The organism is Hydrogenophaga borbori (assembly GCF_003417535.1).
In the GTDB taxonomy this organism is placed as follows: Bacteria; Pseudomonadota; Gammaproteobacteria; order Burkholderiales; family Burkholderiaceae_C; genus Hydrogenophaga; species Hydrogenophaga borbori.
This window is the reverse complement of the sequence record NZ_QVLS01000005.1, coordinates 280,850-290,936: the sequence shown is the minus strand read 5'-3', so window position 1 is coordinate 290,936 and position 10,087 is coordinate 280,850. Positions and strand designations below refer to the sequence as shown.

Genomic DNA, 10,087 nt, shown 5'->3' with positions numbered 1-10,087 from the left:
CCCACCCATGGGTGGCGGATGCCGTCAACGTCTGCAGGAGCCATCGCATGCCACTCTCAAGACGCCCCCTGCTGCTGGCCGCTGCGGCCAGCCTGGGCCTTCCCCGTCTGGCCCAGGCGGCCTCGCCCATTCAGTTCGGCTACAGCGCCGTCACGGATTTCGCCTCGGTCTTCGTCGCCGCCACCGAGGGCTTCTTCCGCCAGCGCAAGCTCGACATCGAGCTCCGCTTCATTCCCGTCAACTCCACGATTCCGGCGGCGCTGCAGGCGGACGCGCTGCAGATCGGCGGCCCCACCCCCTCCGGCTTCCTGCAGGCCGTGGAAGGCGGCCTGGACCTGGTGGCGGTCGCGGGCGGCGGCGTCACCGCCAAGGACATCGTCAACACCGGCCTGGTCGCCCGCCCGGGCGCGGGCATCGTCACCGCCGCGGACTGCGTGGGCCGCAGGATCGGCGTCCCGGGCCTCAACGCCTTCCTGCACATCACCTTTCGCGCCTGGCTCAAGCAGCAGGGGGTGGACCACCGGCGGGTTCAGTTCATCGAGGTGCCCTTCATCCTGCAGGCCGATCTGCTGCGCGGCGGCTCCCTCGACGCGACGGTGACGGCCGAACCCTTCCTGACCCGCCTCGTCGACAGCGGGCTCGCCAAGGTCGTCTCCTACTACACCACCTTCCTGCCCGAGAACCGGCCCACCGTGCTGCACGTGGCGCGGCGCGACTGGGTGCAAGGCCACCCCGAGGCCGTGCGCGCTTTCCGCGAAGCGGTGCAGGAGGGCGCCCGGTTCGTGCGGCAGCCGGCCAACGAACCGCGCGTGCGGGCGGCCCTGAAGCAGTTTCTCAAGCTGCCCGCCGAGGTGCTGGCCAAGGTGCCGATCACCCGGCCCAAGGCCACGCTGACCCCGGACCAGCTCGCCTACTGGGTCGAGCTGATGAAGGACCAGGACATGCTGAAGACCAACCCGGACGTTCAGCGCCTGATCGCCAAGTGAACCCCGCTGCCCCGTCCGACACTTTCCTCCGCTTCGACCGGGTGGCCATCCGCCTTGGCGGACAGGACATCGTCTCCATTCAACGGCTGGACATCGCGCGCGGCGAGTTCGTCTGCATCGTGGGCCCCAGTGGCTGCGGCAAGACCACGCTGCTGCGCGCGGCCAGCGGCCTGCTGCGCCCGGCCGAAGGCGAGGTGCGCTGCGAGGGCCGTCCGATCACCGCCCCCTGGCGCGAAATGGCCCTGGTGTTCCAGGACTACGGCCGCGCCCTGCTGCCCTGGCGCACGGTGGAAGGCAATGTGGGCCTGGCGCTGGAGGCCGCCGGCGTGCCGCGCGGCGAATGGCCCGCCCGCATCGCCGACGCCCTGCGCAAGGTGGGCCTGCAAGACCACGGCCAGCGCTTCCCGGTGCAGCTGTCGGGCGGCATGCAGCAGCGCGCGCAGATCGCGCGCTGCCTGGCGCAGCGGCCCCGGCTCATGCTGCTGGACGAGCCCTTCGGCGCACTGGATGCGCTCACGCGCCAGGGCCTGCAGGACGAACTGGCCCGCCTGGCGCGCGAGCACGGCCTCACCGTCCTGTTCGTCACGCACGACCTCGAAGAGGCCATCTACCTCGGCGACCGCGTGATCGCCATGCGCGCCCACCCCGGGCCCGGGCGGCCCAGCCTGGCGCACGCGATCGAGGTGCCCATCGCGCGCCCGCGCCACCAGCTCAGCACCCGCGAAGGCCCCGACTTTCTGCGCCTGCGCCGCGAGTTGTTCGACCACGTCGAACGGGGCCATGACTGAAGCGCGTGGCCGCGCACCCGGGCCATGGCGCGCTGTGCGCGCCATGGCCCTTCCCCTGCTGCTGCTGGGCCTGTTCGAAGCACTCGCCCGGCGCGCGGCCGCCCTGGGCAGCGAACAGCTGGCGCCGCCCAGCGCCGCGCTGCGCGCGCTGCTGCGCGCGGCCCTGGACGGCTCGCTGTGGCCCGCCACCGGTTTCACGCTCGGCGCCGCCGCGCTGGGCCTGCTGATCGGCGCCGGCCTGGGCACGCTGGTCGGCATCGGGCTGGGCCTGTCGCCGCGCGCCTCGCGCGCCGGCTTTCTGAGCATCGAACTGCTGCGGCCGCTGCCGTCGGTGGCGCTGCTGCCACTGATGCTGCTGCTGTTCGGCTTCGGCACCAACCTGGAAGTGAGCCTGGTGGCCTTCAGCACGTTCTGGCCCCAGGTCTTGCTGGTGCAGAGCGCGGTGCGGCAGGTCGATCCCCAGCTGCTTGAGCTGGGCCCGCTGCTGGGCCTGTCCACGGCGCGGCGCCTGCGCCTCATCGTGCTGCCGGCCATCGCGCCGCGCCTGCTCACGGCCGTGCGCATGGGCACGGGCTTCGCCCTGGTCATTGCCCTCACCATTGAGATCGCCGGCAATCCCCAGGGCATGGGCTTCGCCATGCTGCTGGCCCAGCAAAGCCTGGAGCCGGCCATGATGATCGGCTGGCTGATGTGGATCGGCGCCATCGGCGTGCTGATCAACACCGGCATGCTGCGCCTGCAGCGCGCGCTGAACCGCCGCCTCGGCGCGGCCGTGCCATGAAACAACCCCAGCCCAGCCACTGGCCGGCGTCGCTCGGTCTGCTCACTGCACTGCTCGCGCTGTGGTGGGCCATCGGCCGTGCCGGCTGGGTCAGCCCGGCCTTCCTGCCCACCCCCGAGGCCACCGCGCTCAGCCTGGTTGAGGGCCTGCGCGGCGACCTGCTGGGCGCCAGCCTGAACACCATCGGGCGCCTGCTGCTCGGCTGGCTGCTGGCCGCCGCGGCGGGTGTCGTGCTGGGGGCCGCCATCGCCAGTTCGTCCGCCCTGCGCCCCTGGGTCCAGCCCACGCTGGAGTTCCTGCGGCCGCTGCCCGCCTCGGCGGTGATGCCGCTGGCGATCGCGCTGTACGGCCTGTCCCCGGCCATGGTGCTGGCCGTCATCGCTTTCGGCGCCATCTGGCCGACCCTGCTGGCCACGGTGCATGGCGTGTCCAGCGTCGAGCCGCGCCTGATCAACGTGGCGCGCTGCCTGCGGCTGTCGCGCCCGGCCTTTCTCTGGAAGATGGGCCTGCCGCACGCGGCGCCGGACATCCTGGCCGGCCTGCGGCTGTCGCTCACGGTGTCGCTGCTCGTCTGCACGCTGGGCGAGATGCTGGCCACCCAGGACGGCCTGGGCCTGACCATTCTGCTGGCCGCGCGCGCCTACCGCGCAAGCGAGCTGTTCGCCTGCCTGGTGCTGCTGAGCCTGATCGGCCTGGCGGGCCATGCCCTGCTGGTGCTGGCGGAACGCGGGCTGCTGCGCGGGCGCCGGGCCTGAGCGCACGCTTCGCCACGCGCCGAAGCGTGGCGCGCGCGATCCGCGCCACAGTGGGGCCCTGGCCCAACTCAGGAGAACGCCCCGTGAACACCGTCTGCTTCATCCGCTACCAGCTCGACCCCTTCCAGGTCCCCGCCTTCGCCGAGTACGCCAAGCACTGGGGCGAGATCATCCCGCGCTGCGGCGGCCACCTCATCGGCTACTTCGTGCCCAGCGAAGGCACGAACGACATCGCCTGGGGCCTGATCGGCTTCGACGACCTGGCCGCCTACGAGCGCTACCGCGCCCGGCTGCGCGCCGACGAGGCCGGGCGCGCCAACTTCGAGCGCGCGCGCACGCAGCGCTTCATCCTGCGCGAGCAGCGCAGCTGGCTCAGCGGCGTGCCGGGCACCCTCGCGCAGCCACGCCAGGTGCAGCCGTGATCGCGGTGATCTTCGAGGTCGAACCGGTCGAGGGCGGCGCGCAGCGCTATTTCCAGATCGCGCAGGACCTGCGCCCGCACCTCGCGCACATCGACGGCTTTCTCTCGGTGGAGCGCTTCGAAAGCCTCAGCCAGCCAGGCAAGTTCCTCTCGCTGAGCTTCTGGCGCGACGAGGCCGCGGTGCACGCCTGGCGTGGCCAGGGCGCCCACCGCGAGGGCCAGCGGGAAGGGCGCGGCGGCGTGTTCCAGAATTACCGCATCCGCGTGGCCCAGGTGGTCCGGGACTATGGCCTGCGCGAACGCGATCAGGCCCCGCCCGATTCACGCGCCGCGCTGAACTGAAGCCCCCCGCATGCACGCCCCGTTCGAACCCGCCCTCACCGCCGTGGCCAGCCTGCTGGCCGACCCGTCGCGCTCGCGCATGCTGCTGCACCTGCTGGGCGGGCGCAAGGCCAGCGCCTCCGACCTGGCCGCCGTGGCCGGCGTGTCGGCGGCCACGGCCAGCGGCCACCTGCACAAGCTGCTCGACGGCCGGCTCATCCGCGTGGAGCCGCGCGGGCGGCACCGCTACTACGCGCTGGCCGACGAGTCGGTGGCGCGCCTGCTCGAATCGCTGGCCTCGGTGTCCGAGCGCGAAGCCACCAGCCCCGCCTGGCGCCACCCGGCACGCGCGCGGCTGAAGTACGCCCGCTGTTGCTACCGGCACCTGGCCGGTGAACTGGGCGTGGCGCTGTTCTCGGGCCTGATGCGGCGCGGCGCCTTCGAGGCCGTGCCCGAGGGCCTGGCGCTCACGCCCGCTGGGCACGAGGCCTTGCGCGGCTTCGGCTTCACGCCCACGCCCTCGGGCCGGCGACGCCGCTACGCCTACGCCTGCCACGACTGGTCCGAGGGCGTCGACCACCTGGCCGGCGAGCTGGCCGAGCAACTGCTGGGACACGTCATCGAACAGGGCTGGCTGCGCCAGGGCGAGGGCCGCGCGCTGGCGCTCACGCCGCGCGGCACCACGCATTGGCTGCCGCGCCTGCGCGAACTGGCGGACGGCGGCGACCCGCGCCTCAGCGGCTGAGCCGGCAGGCGTCGCCGCTGGCGGGCCGCTCCACGTCCACGCGCTCCACCACCCACAGGCCGCTGGCCATGCCTTCGAAGATGAAGCGGCACAGGTTCTCCAGGGTGGGTCGCCCCAGGCCCGGCACCTCGTCGAGCAGGTGGTGGTCCAGGCGCTCGCGCACCGCGGCGATGCCTTGGCGCAGCAGCGCCAGGTCCACCACCATGCCGCTGTCGGTGGCGGCCGGCGCGCTCACCGTCACCGCCGCGTGGTAGGTGTGGCCGTGCACCCGCCGGCTTGGCGCGCTGTCGTGCGCGCGCTCCAGCGTGTGAGCGGCGTCGAAGAAGAAGCGCTGCGTCAGCTCCAGCTTCATCGGATGCCCAGCGCCTTGTGGGTCTGCACGCTGAGCCGCCAGCGCGGGTCGCGCAGGCACAAGGCCACGGCCAGGCGCGCGTTGGCCGCGCGCGAGGGCCCGTCCATGGGCTGCAGCAGGCGGTGCTCGAAGCCCAGGGCCGCGAGCGCGTCGAGGTCCAGGCCCGGCTGCGGCACCACCACCTTGATCTCCTGGCCCTCGCGCTGAACCAGCGGCGCGCCCTGCTTGGGGCTCACGCACAGCCAGTCGATGCCCGCGGGCGCGGCCACGGTGCCATTGGTTTCCACCGCGATGAAGAACCCCTGCGCGTGCAGGGCCTCGATCAGGGCCGGGTCCACCTGCAGCAGGGGCTCGCCGCCCGTGAGCACCACCAGGCGCCGCGCCGCGTCGGCGGTCCAGGCCCGGGCCACCGCGCCGGCCAGCGACGCGGCATCGGCGAAGCGCCCCCCGCCACCGCCATCGGTGCCGACGAAGTCGGTGTCGCAGAAACGGCAGACCGCCCCGGCCCGGTCCGCCTCGCGACCCGACCAGAGGTTGCAGCCGGCGAAACGGCAGAACACGGCGGGGCGTCCCGCGTTCATGCCCTCCCCTTGCAGGGTGTAGAAAATTTCCTTGACGCTGTAGGCCATGGCGGCGGGCCCGGGCGGGCCGAAAAAAACCACCAGTGTGGCGCGCGGGCCCCGCGCATACCCTCGGCCCTGTGGCCGAGGCGGCCCCATTCACGGCACCGGCCGCCTGGCCGGGCCGCTCTTCACATGGGCCGCCAGACGGTCGGCCTTCAGCCGCCCAGGTCCAGCGCCATGGCGGGCTGTTCGGCCGACAGCAGCTGCGCGGCCACCACCTCGCCGCCGGTGTGCTCGCGCACCAGCGCCCGCACGTCGTCCATGGCGGCGAGCACGGCCTCGCGCGGCGTGGGCGGCAGGCCGTCGATGTTGAAGAACACCCGCGTGGTCTCGGGCAGGGTCTGGGTGCTGGCCGCCTGGCGCCAGGTCCAGCGGCGCGTGAGCACGCGCGCGCCGTCGGCGAACACGATCTCACCCTCGGGCGGCGCTTCCGCCGGCCCGCCATCGGGTGGCGCGAATCCATCGCCCGCCCGCGCGTGGCGCAGCGCCAGCCGGTTCTCGCCCTCGCCCAGGGGGTGCACGCCGGCCGGCAGCAGGTGGCGCAGCGAGACGATGTTGCCGATGTCGACCAGCGGGTTGATCGAGGGCAGCTGGTCGGGCTTGAGCACACGCCGCGCCAGGGCCTCGATGGCGGCGCGGTGCTCGGAGGGCTTGGCGCCGAAGCGGCGGTAGGCCTCGCGCCAGGCGGCGATGCGCTCGTGCTCGGCCACGTTGCCGCGCACCGCCTCGCGCAGGCCCGCCTCGGCCTCGCGCAGCAGCGCGACCAGGGCCGGTGCGGCGCGGGTGTTGTCGGCGCCGCGCACCACCACCACGCCACGGCAGTAGCCCGGGTGGTCGGCGAGCACCTCGGCCGCGAGCTGGTAGTTCAGGGTGGTGGGGTTCATGGGGGGCCCGATAAGGGGCGGGCGACGGCGTCAGCCCGCGAGGTTCTTGAACAGGTAGCGCACGAACGCGGGCCAGAAGTCGCTGCCCGGGTGCTGCTGCCACAGCAGGGCAAGGTCGGCGAAGGCCTTGTGGAAGACCATGGCCAGCAGGCCCATGAGGCCCAGGATGGCCAGCACCTGCAGCACGGTCTTGAACAGGGCGTCGGGGTCGCGTGGCATGGGTGCACAGCTTAGCGGAGCCGGGGATTATTCCCATTTCGGCAACTGTTCATTCTCCGTCCAGTTATTTATTCCTCGGGCGGCAATCTCTACAGTTCATCCCATGCCGGAACACAAAGCGGCATGAAAAGCAAACCCCGTTAACCACCCGTTATCTTTAAGGAACTGCCATGAACGCCGCCAAAAGCATCGCCCTCTCCCTGACCCTTGCCCTGGGCACCGGTGCCGCCTTCGCCCAAGGCCCCATCGAAGGCAACGAAGTCTTCAACTTCCAATCCACCCTGAGCCGCGCCGAAGTGCAAGCCGAGGCCGTGCAAGCCAACCGCGCCGGCCTGGTGGCCCGCGGTGAAGTCTTCCCGGTGGAAGACAAGGTGGCCGACAGCGGCCTGAGCCGTGCGCAGGTGCGCGCCGAGGCCGCGCAAGCCGAGCGCCTGGGCCTGATCGCCCGGGGCGAAATCGGCACGGTGTCGACCGGCGCCTAAGCCGCGGCGAGCCCTTGGCTCCACGACAACGGCCCTTCGGGGCCGTTTTTCTTTGGGCGGCTCAGCGCGGTCCTGGGGGGGCCAGGTAGCGCTCGATGAGCCGGGTGTCGCTGTCGGCGCCCTGCCCCGCGCCGTGGGCCTCGTCCAGCAGCGCCTGCACGCCCAGCGCGAGGCGCGGCTCCAGCCCGAACTGGCGCGCGGTATCGATGGCGATGCCCAGGTCCTTGCGCAAGGTGTCGATGGACACGTGCACCGCGTGATCGCCCACCGCGATGCGGGGCGCGCGCTTGTCGAAGATGCGCGACTGGCCGGCGCTGTTCGACACCACCTCGATGAGCTGCAGCGGCTCCACGCCCGCGCGGTGCGCCAGCGCCATGGCCTCGGCCGTGAGGGCGGCGTGCGCCGCCACCAGCAGCTGGTTGATCATCTTCACGGTGGCGCCCGCGCCGGGCGGACCCACGTGGTAAACGTGCCGGGCGCAGGCGCGCAGCGCGAAGCCGGCGCGCGCCAGGGCCTCGTCGCTGGCGCCACAGATCGCCACCAGCTCGCCGCCTTCGGCGCCGGTGGCGCCGCCGCTCACCGGGCCGTCGATCAGCCCGATGCCGCGCTCGGCCAGCCGCTCGGACCAGGCGCGGGCGCAGGCCGGCGGCACCGTGCTGCCCAGCCAGACCACGCTGCCCGCCAGCAGGCGCTTGAGGGCGCCGCTGGGTCCGTCGAGCACGCGCTCCACCTGCTGCTGGTCGTGCACCATGAGCAGCAGCACCTCGGCGCCCTGCGCGGCGCTGGCCGGCGAGTCGCAGGCCGTGCCGCCGCGTTCGCTGAAGCGCGCGAGCGCGGCGGCGTCGATGTCGAAGCCGCTCACCGCGTGGCCGGCCTCCAGCAGGCGCGCCGCCATGGCGCCGCCCATGATGCCCAGGCCGATGACGCCCACGCGGCGGCGCGCGCCGGCGCTGGGCGGGGCGCTCGGCCGGCCGTCGTCAGGCAATGCGGTCCCCTTTCTTGATCACCGCGGCGCGGCTGTCCACGCCGGGCAGCATCTTCGCCGGGTCGCGCGTGACGATCACGTCGATCACCACCGGCCCCTTGGTGGCCATGGCCTGGCGCAGCGCGCCTTCCAGTTCGCCGGGCTCTTCCACGCGGATGCCGGTGCAGTTGAAGGCCTGCGCGACCTTGGCGAAGTTCACCTCGTTCAGGTCCGCGCTGATGTGCTTGCCCGCGCCGTAGACCAGGTGCTGCAAGGCCTTCACGTAGCCGGACGCGGCGTTGTTGACCACGATGACGGTGAAGTCCAGGTTCAGGCGGGCGGCGGTTTCGAGGTCGCCCAGCACCATGCAGAAGCCGCTGTCGCCGGTGAGGCTGAACACCGGGCGCCCCGGCGCGGCCAGCGCGGCGCCGATGGCGCCCGGCAGGCCATAGCCGATGGAGGCGAAGCCGCGGTCGGGCACGAAGCCGCGGCCGGCGCGCTTGGTGTCGAACAGCAGGCCGGCCCAGTGCGCGGCGAAACCGCCGTCGGCGACCAGGATGCCGTCCTCGGGCAGCACCTTGTTGATCTCGGTGATGAGGCGCGCGACCGAGATCGGCTTCTCTTCGGAATACAGGCGCCCCGATACCTCTTCGCGCCACTTCGCCATGCGCGCGGGCACGCTCTCGGCCAGCGGCCGCAGGCGGGCCTTGAGCGCGGCGGCGCGCTCGCCGAGCGCGGCCATCAGGTCCTGCAGGCCCAGCTTCACGTCGCCCCAGAGCATCACCTCGGGCTGCAGGGTGCGGCCGAACTCCTCGGCCACGATGTCGAGGTGGATGACGGTCTTGCCCGGCGCGGGCACGGTGTAGCGCTTGGTGGCGATCTCGCCCAGCTTGCAGCCCACCACCAGCACCACATCGCTCTGCTCGATCAGGCCGTTGGCGATGCGGTCGTAGCGGCCGAACAGGCCGGCGCTCAAGGGATCGACGCAGGGGATGGCGCCCTTGCCGGTGAGCGTGTGCGCCACCGGGATGTTCGTGGCGCGCGCGAAGTCGGTGAGCGCCTGCGCCGCGCCCGACAGGTGCACGCCGCCGCCGGCCAGCACGATGGGCTGCTTCGCGTTCGCCAGCAGATCGGCCGCGCGCGCCACCGCCTCGCCGTCGGGCCGCGAGCGCAGCGCGGGCGCGGCCTCGTAGGCCGGGTTCACCACGAAGTCGGCCTCGCTGAAGTCGAAGGTGTCGTGCATCAGATCCTCGGGCACGTCCACCACCACCGGGCCGGGGCGGCCGGTGGTGGCCACGGCGAAGGCGCGGCGCATCAGCTCGGGGATGCGCTTGATGGACTCGACGCGGATCAGCTCCTTGCACATGGGCCGCAGCGCGTCCACCTGGCGGCTCTCCTGCGTCATGTTCTTCCAGGAGTGGTCGCGGTGCGTATCGCCCACCACGCAGACCAGGGGCGAGCCGGCGTTCAGCGCCTCGGCCAACGCGGTGAGCATGTTGGTGGCGCCGGGGCCCACGGTGGCGTCGGCCAGGCCCACGCGGCCGCTGACCTTGGCGTAGGCGTCGGCCACGAAGACGGCGTTGCGCTCGTCGTGGATGAGGTGGTGCGGCAGGCCCAGTTCGCGCGCGGCCTCGTAGAGCGGCAGCACCTGGAAGCCGCCCATGCCGAACATGGGGCCGCCGCCGAAGGCGCGGATCATGCGGGCGATGGCGGCGCCGCCGGACATCGTCAGGGTGGCGGGAGAAGCGGAAGAAGCGGTGGACATT

At 72.7% G+C, this 10,087-nt stretch carries 14 protein-coding genes; 8 read left to right on the top strand and 6 right to left on the bottom strand.

All coding sequences use genetic code 11. The features are described from left to right. The first annotated feature begins 47 nt into the window (after positions 1-47). From DY262_RS10335 to DY262_RS10305, 7 genes are all read left to right on the top strand, one after another. Positions 48-986 (top strand): ABC transporter substrate-binding protein, encoded by a 939-nt coding sequence (locus DY262_RS10335; RefSeq protein ID WP_116958789.1) that lies wholly within the window; start codon positions 48-50, stop codon positions 984-986. After that, positions 983-1,774, top strand: a complete 792-nt coding sequence (locus DY262_RS10330) for an ABC transporter ATP-binding protein (protein WP_116958788.1) — start codon at positions 983-985, stop codon at positions 1,772-1,774. Before DY262_RS10335 ends, DY262_RS10330 begins: the two co-directional genes overlap by 4 nt. A 43-nt stretch (positions 1,775-1,817) precedes the next feature. Then, positions 1,818-2,555, top strand: a complete 738-nt coding sequence (locus DY262_RS10325) for an ABC transporter permease (RefSeq protein ID WP_245980927.1) — start codon at positions 1,818-1,820, stop codon at positions 2,553-2,555. Further along, positions 2,552-3,310, top strand: coding sequence for an ABC transporter permease (locus DY262_RS10320; protein ID WP_116958786.1), 759 nt, complete (start codon positions 2,552-2,554; stop codon positions 3,308-3,310). Before DY262_RS10325 ends, DY262_RS10320 begins: the two co-directional genes overlap by 4 nt. An 83-nt stretch (positions 3,311-3,393) precedes the next feature. Next, positions 3,394-3,732 carry an NIPSNAP family protein gene (locus tag DY262_RS10315; RefSeq protein ID WP_116958785.1) on the top strand — a complete coding sequence of 113 codons (339 nt, stop codon included), beginning with the start codon at positions 3,394-3,396 and terminating at the stop codon, positions 3,730-3,732. Next, positions 3,729-4,073, top strand: a complete 345-nt coding sequence (locus DY262_RS10310) for an antibiotic biosynthesis monooxygenase family protein (RefSeq protein ID WP_116958784.1) — start codon at positions 3,729-3,731, stop codon at positions 4,071-4,073. Before DY262_RS10315 ends, DY262_RS10310 begins: the two co-directional genes overlap by 4 nt. 10 nt (positions 4,074-4,083) lie before the next feature. After that, on the top strand, positions 4,084-4,797 hold the full coding sequence (locus DY262_RS10305) for an ArsR/SmtB family transcription factor (protein WP_116958783.1): 714 nt from the start codon (positions 4,084-4,086) through the stop codon (positions 4,795-4,797). Here the strand turns inward: DY262_RS10305 and DY262_RS10300 are convergent. The 4 genes from DY262_RS10300 to DY262_RS10285 all read right to left on the bottom strand — a co-directional run bounded on the left by DY262_RS10300 (position 4,787) and on the right by DY262_RS10285 (position 6,875). Continuing rightward, positions 4,787-5,149: a 6-carboxytetrahydropterin synthase gene (locus DY262_RS10300; protein WP_116958782.1), complete on the bottom strand. Its 363-nt coding sequence runs from the start codon at positions 5,147-5,149 to the stop codon at positions 4,787-4,789. The genes DY262_RS10305 and DY262_RS10300 overlap by 11 nt on opposite strands. After that, positions 5,146-5,778 carry a 7-carboxy-7-deazaguanine synthase gene (queE, locus tag DY262_RS10295; protein WP_116958832.1) on the bottom strand — a complete coding sequence of 211 codons (633 nt, stop codon included), beginning with the start codon at positions 5,776-5,778 and terminating at the stop codon, positions 5,146-5,148. The genes DY262_RS10300 and queE overlap by 4 nt, the downstream gene beginning before the upstream one ends. A gap of 149 nt (positions 5,779-5,927) precedes the next feature. Beyond that, a complete protein-coding gene (locus DY262_RS10290; protein WP_116958781.1) occupies positions 5,928-6,656 on the bottom strand; it encodes a B3/B4 domain-containing protein in 729 nt (242 codons plus the stop codon). A 30-nt stretch (positions 6,657-6,686) separates the two neighbouring features. Further along, complete coding sequence (locus DY262_RS10285) at positions 6,687-6,875, bottom strand: hypothetical protein (RefSeq protein WP_116958780.1); 189 nt, start codon at positions 6,873-6,875, stop codon at positions 6,687-6,689. Between the two features lie 170 nt (positions 6,876-7,045). Here DY262_RS10285 and DY262_RS10280 point away from each other — a divergent pair, with 170 nt between their 5' ends. Beyond that, the gene (locus DY262_RS10280) at positions 7,046-7,357 is read left to right on the top strand and encodes a DUF4148 domain-containing protein (protein ID WP_116958779.1); all 312 of its coding nucleotides are present in this window, start codon (positions 7,046-7,048) and stop codon (positions 7,355-7,357) included. Between the two features lie 61 nt (positions 7,358-7,418). On the opposite strand, the gene DY262_RS10275 is transcribed toward DY262_RS10280, so the two are convergent. Together DY262_RS10275 and DY262_RS10270 are read right to left on the bottom strand one after the other, a co-directional pair. Further along, complete coding sequence (locus DY262_RS10275) at positions 7,419-8,342, bottom strand: NAD(P)-dependent oxidoreductase (RefSeq protein ID WP_116958778.1); 924 nt, start codon at positions 8,340-8,342, stop codon at positions 7,419-7,421. After that, complete coding sequence (locus DY262_RS10270; RefSeq protein WP_116958777.1) at positions 8,335-10,086, bottom strand: thiamine pyrophosphate-binding protein; 1,752 nt, start codon at positions 10,084-10,086, stop codon at positions 8,335-8,337. The genes DY262_RS10275 and DY262_RS10270 overlap by 8 nt, the downstream gene beginning before the upstream one ends. Position 10,087 lies beyond the last annotated feature (1 nt).

Excerpts from the sequence above, each read along its gene's own strand:
- DY262_RS10325 (WP_245980927.1), top strand. The coding sequence starts at position 1,818 with ATGGCCCTTCCCCTGCTGCTGCTGGGCCTGTTCGAAGCACTCGCCCGG.
- DY262_RS10285 (WP_116958780.1), bottom strand. The coding sequence starts at position 6,875 with ATGCCACGCGACCCCGACGCCCTGTTCAAGACCGTGCTGCAGGTGCTG.
- DY262_RS10320 (WP_116958786.1), top strand. The coding sequence starts at position 2,552 with ATGAAACAACCCCAGCCCAGCCACTGGCCGGCGTCGCTCGGTCTGCTC.
- DY262_RS10335 (WP_116958789.1), top strand. The coding sequence starts at position 48 with ATGCCACTCTCAAGACGCCCCCTGCTGCTGGCCGCTGCGGCCAGCCTG.
- DY262_RS10305 (WP_116958783.1), top strand. The coding sequence starts at position 4,084 with ATGCACGCCCCGTTCGAACCCGCCCTCACCGCCGTGGCCAGCCTGCTG.
- DY262_RS10290 (WP_116958781.1), bottom strand. The coding sequence starts at position 6,656 with ATGAACCCCACCACCCTGAACTACCAGCTCGCGGCCGAGGTGCTCGCC.
- DY262_RS10270 (WP_116958777.1), bottom strand. The coding sequence starts at position 10,086 with ATGTCCACCGCTTCTTCCGCTTCTCCCGCCACCCTGACGATGTCCGGC.
- DY262_RS10300 (WP_116958782.1), bottom strand. The coding sequence starts at position 5,149 with ATGAAGCTGGAGCTGACGCAGCGCTTCTTCTTCGACGCCGCTCACACG.
- queE (WP_116958832.1), bottom strand. The coding sequence starts at position 5,778 with ATGGCCTACAGCGTCAAGGAAATTTTCTACACCCTGCAAGGGGAGGGC.
- DY262_RS10280 (WP_116958779.1), top strand. The coding sequence starts at position 7,046 with ATGAACGCCGCCAAAAGCATCGCCCTCTCCCTGACCCTTGCCCTGGGC.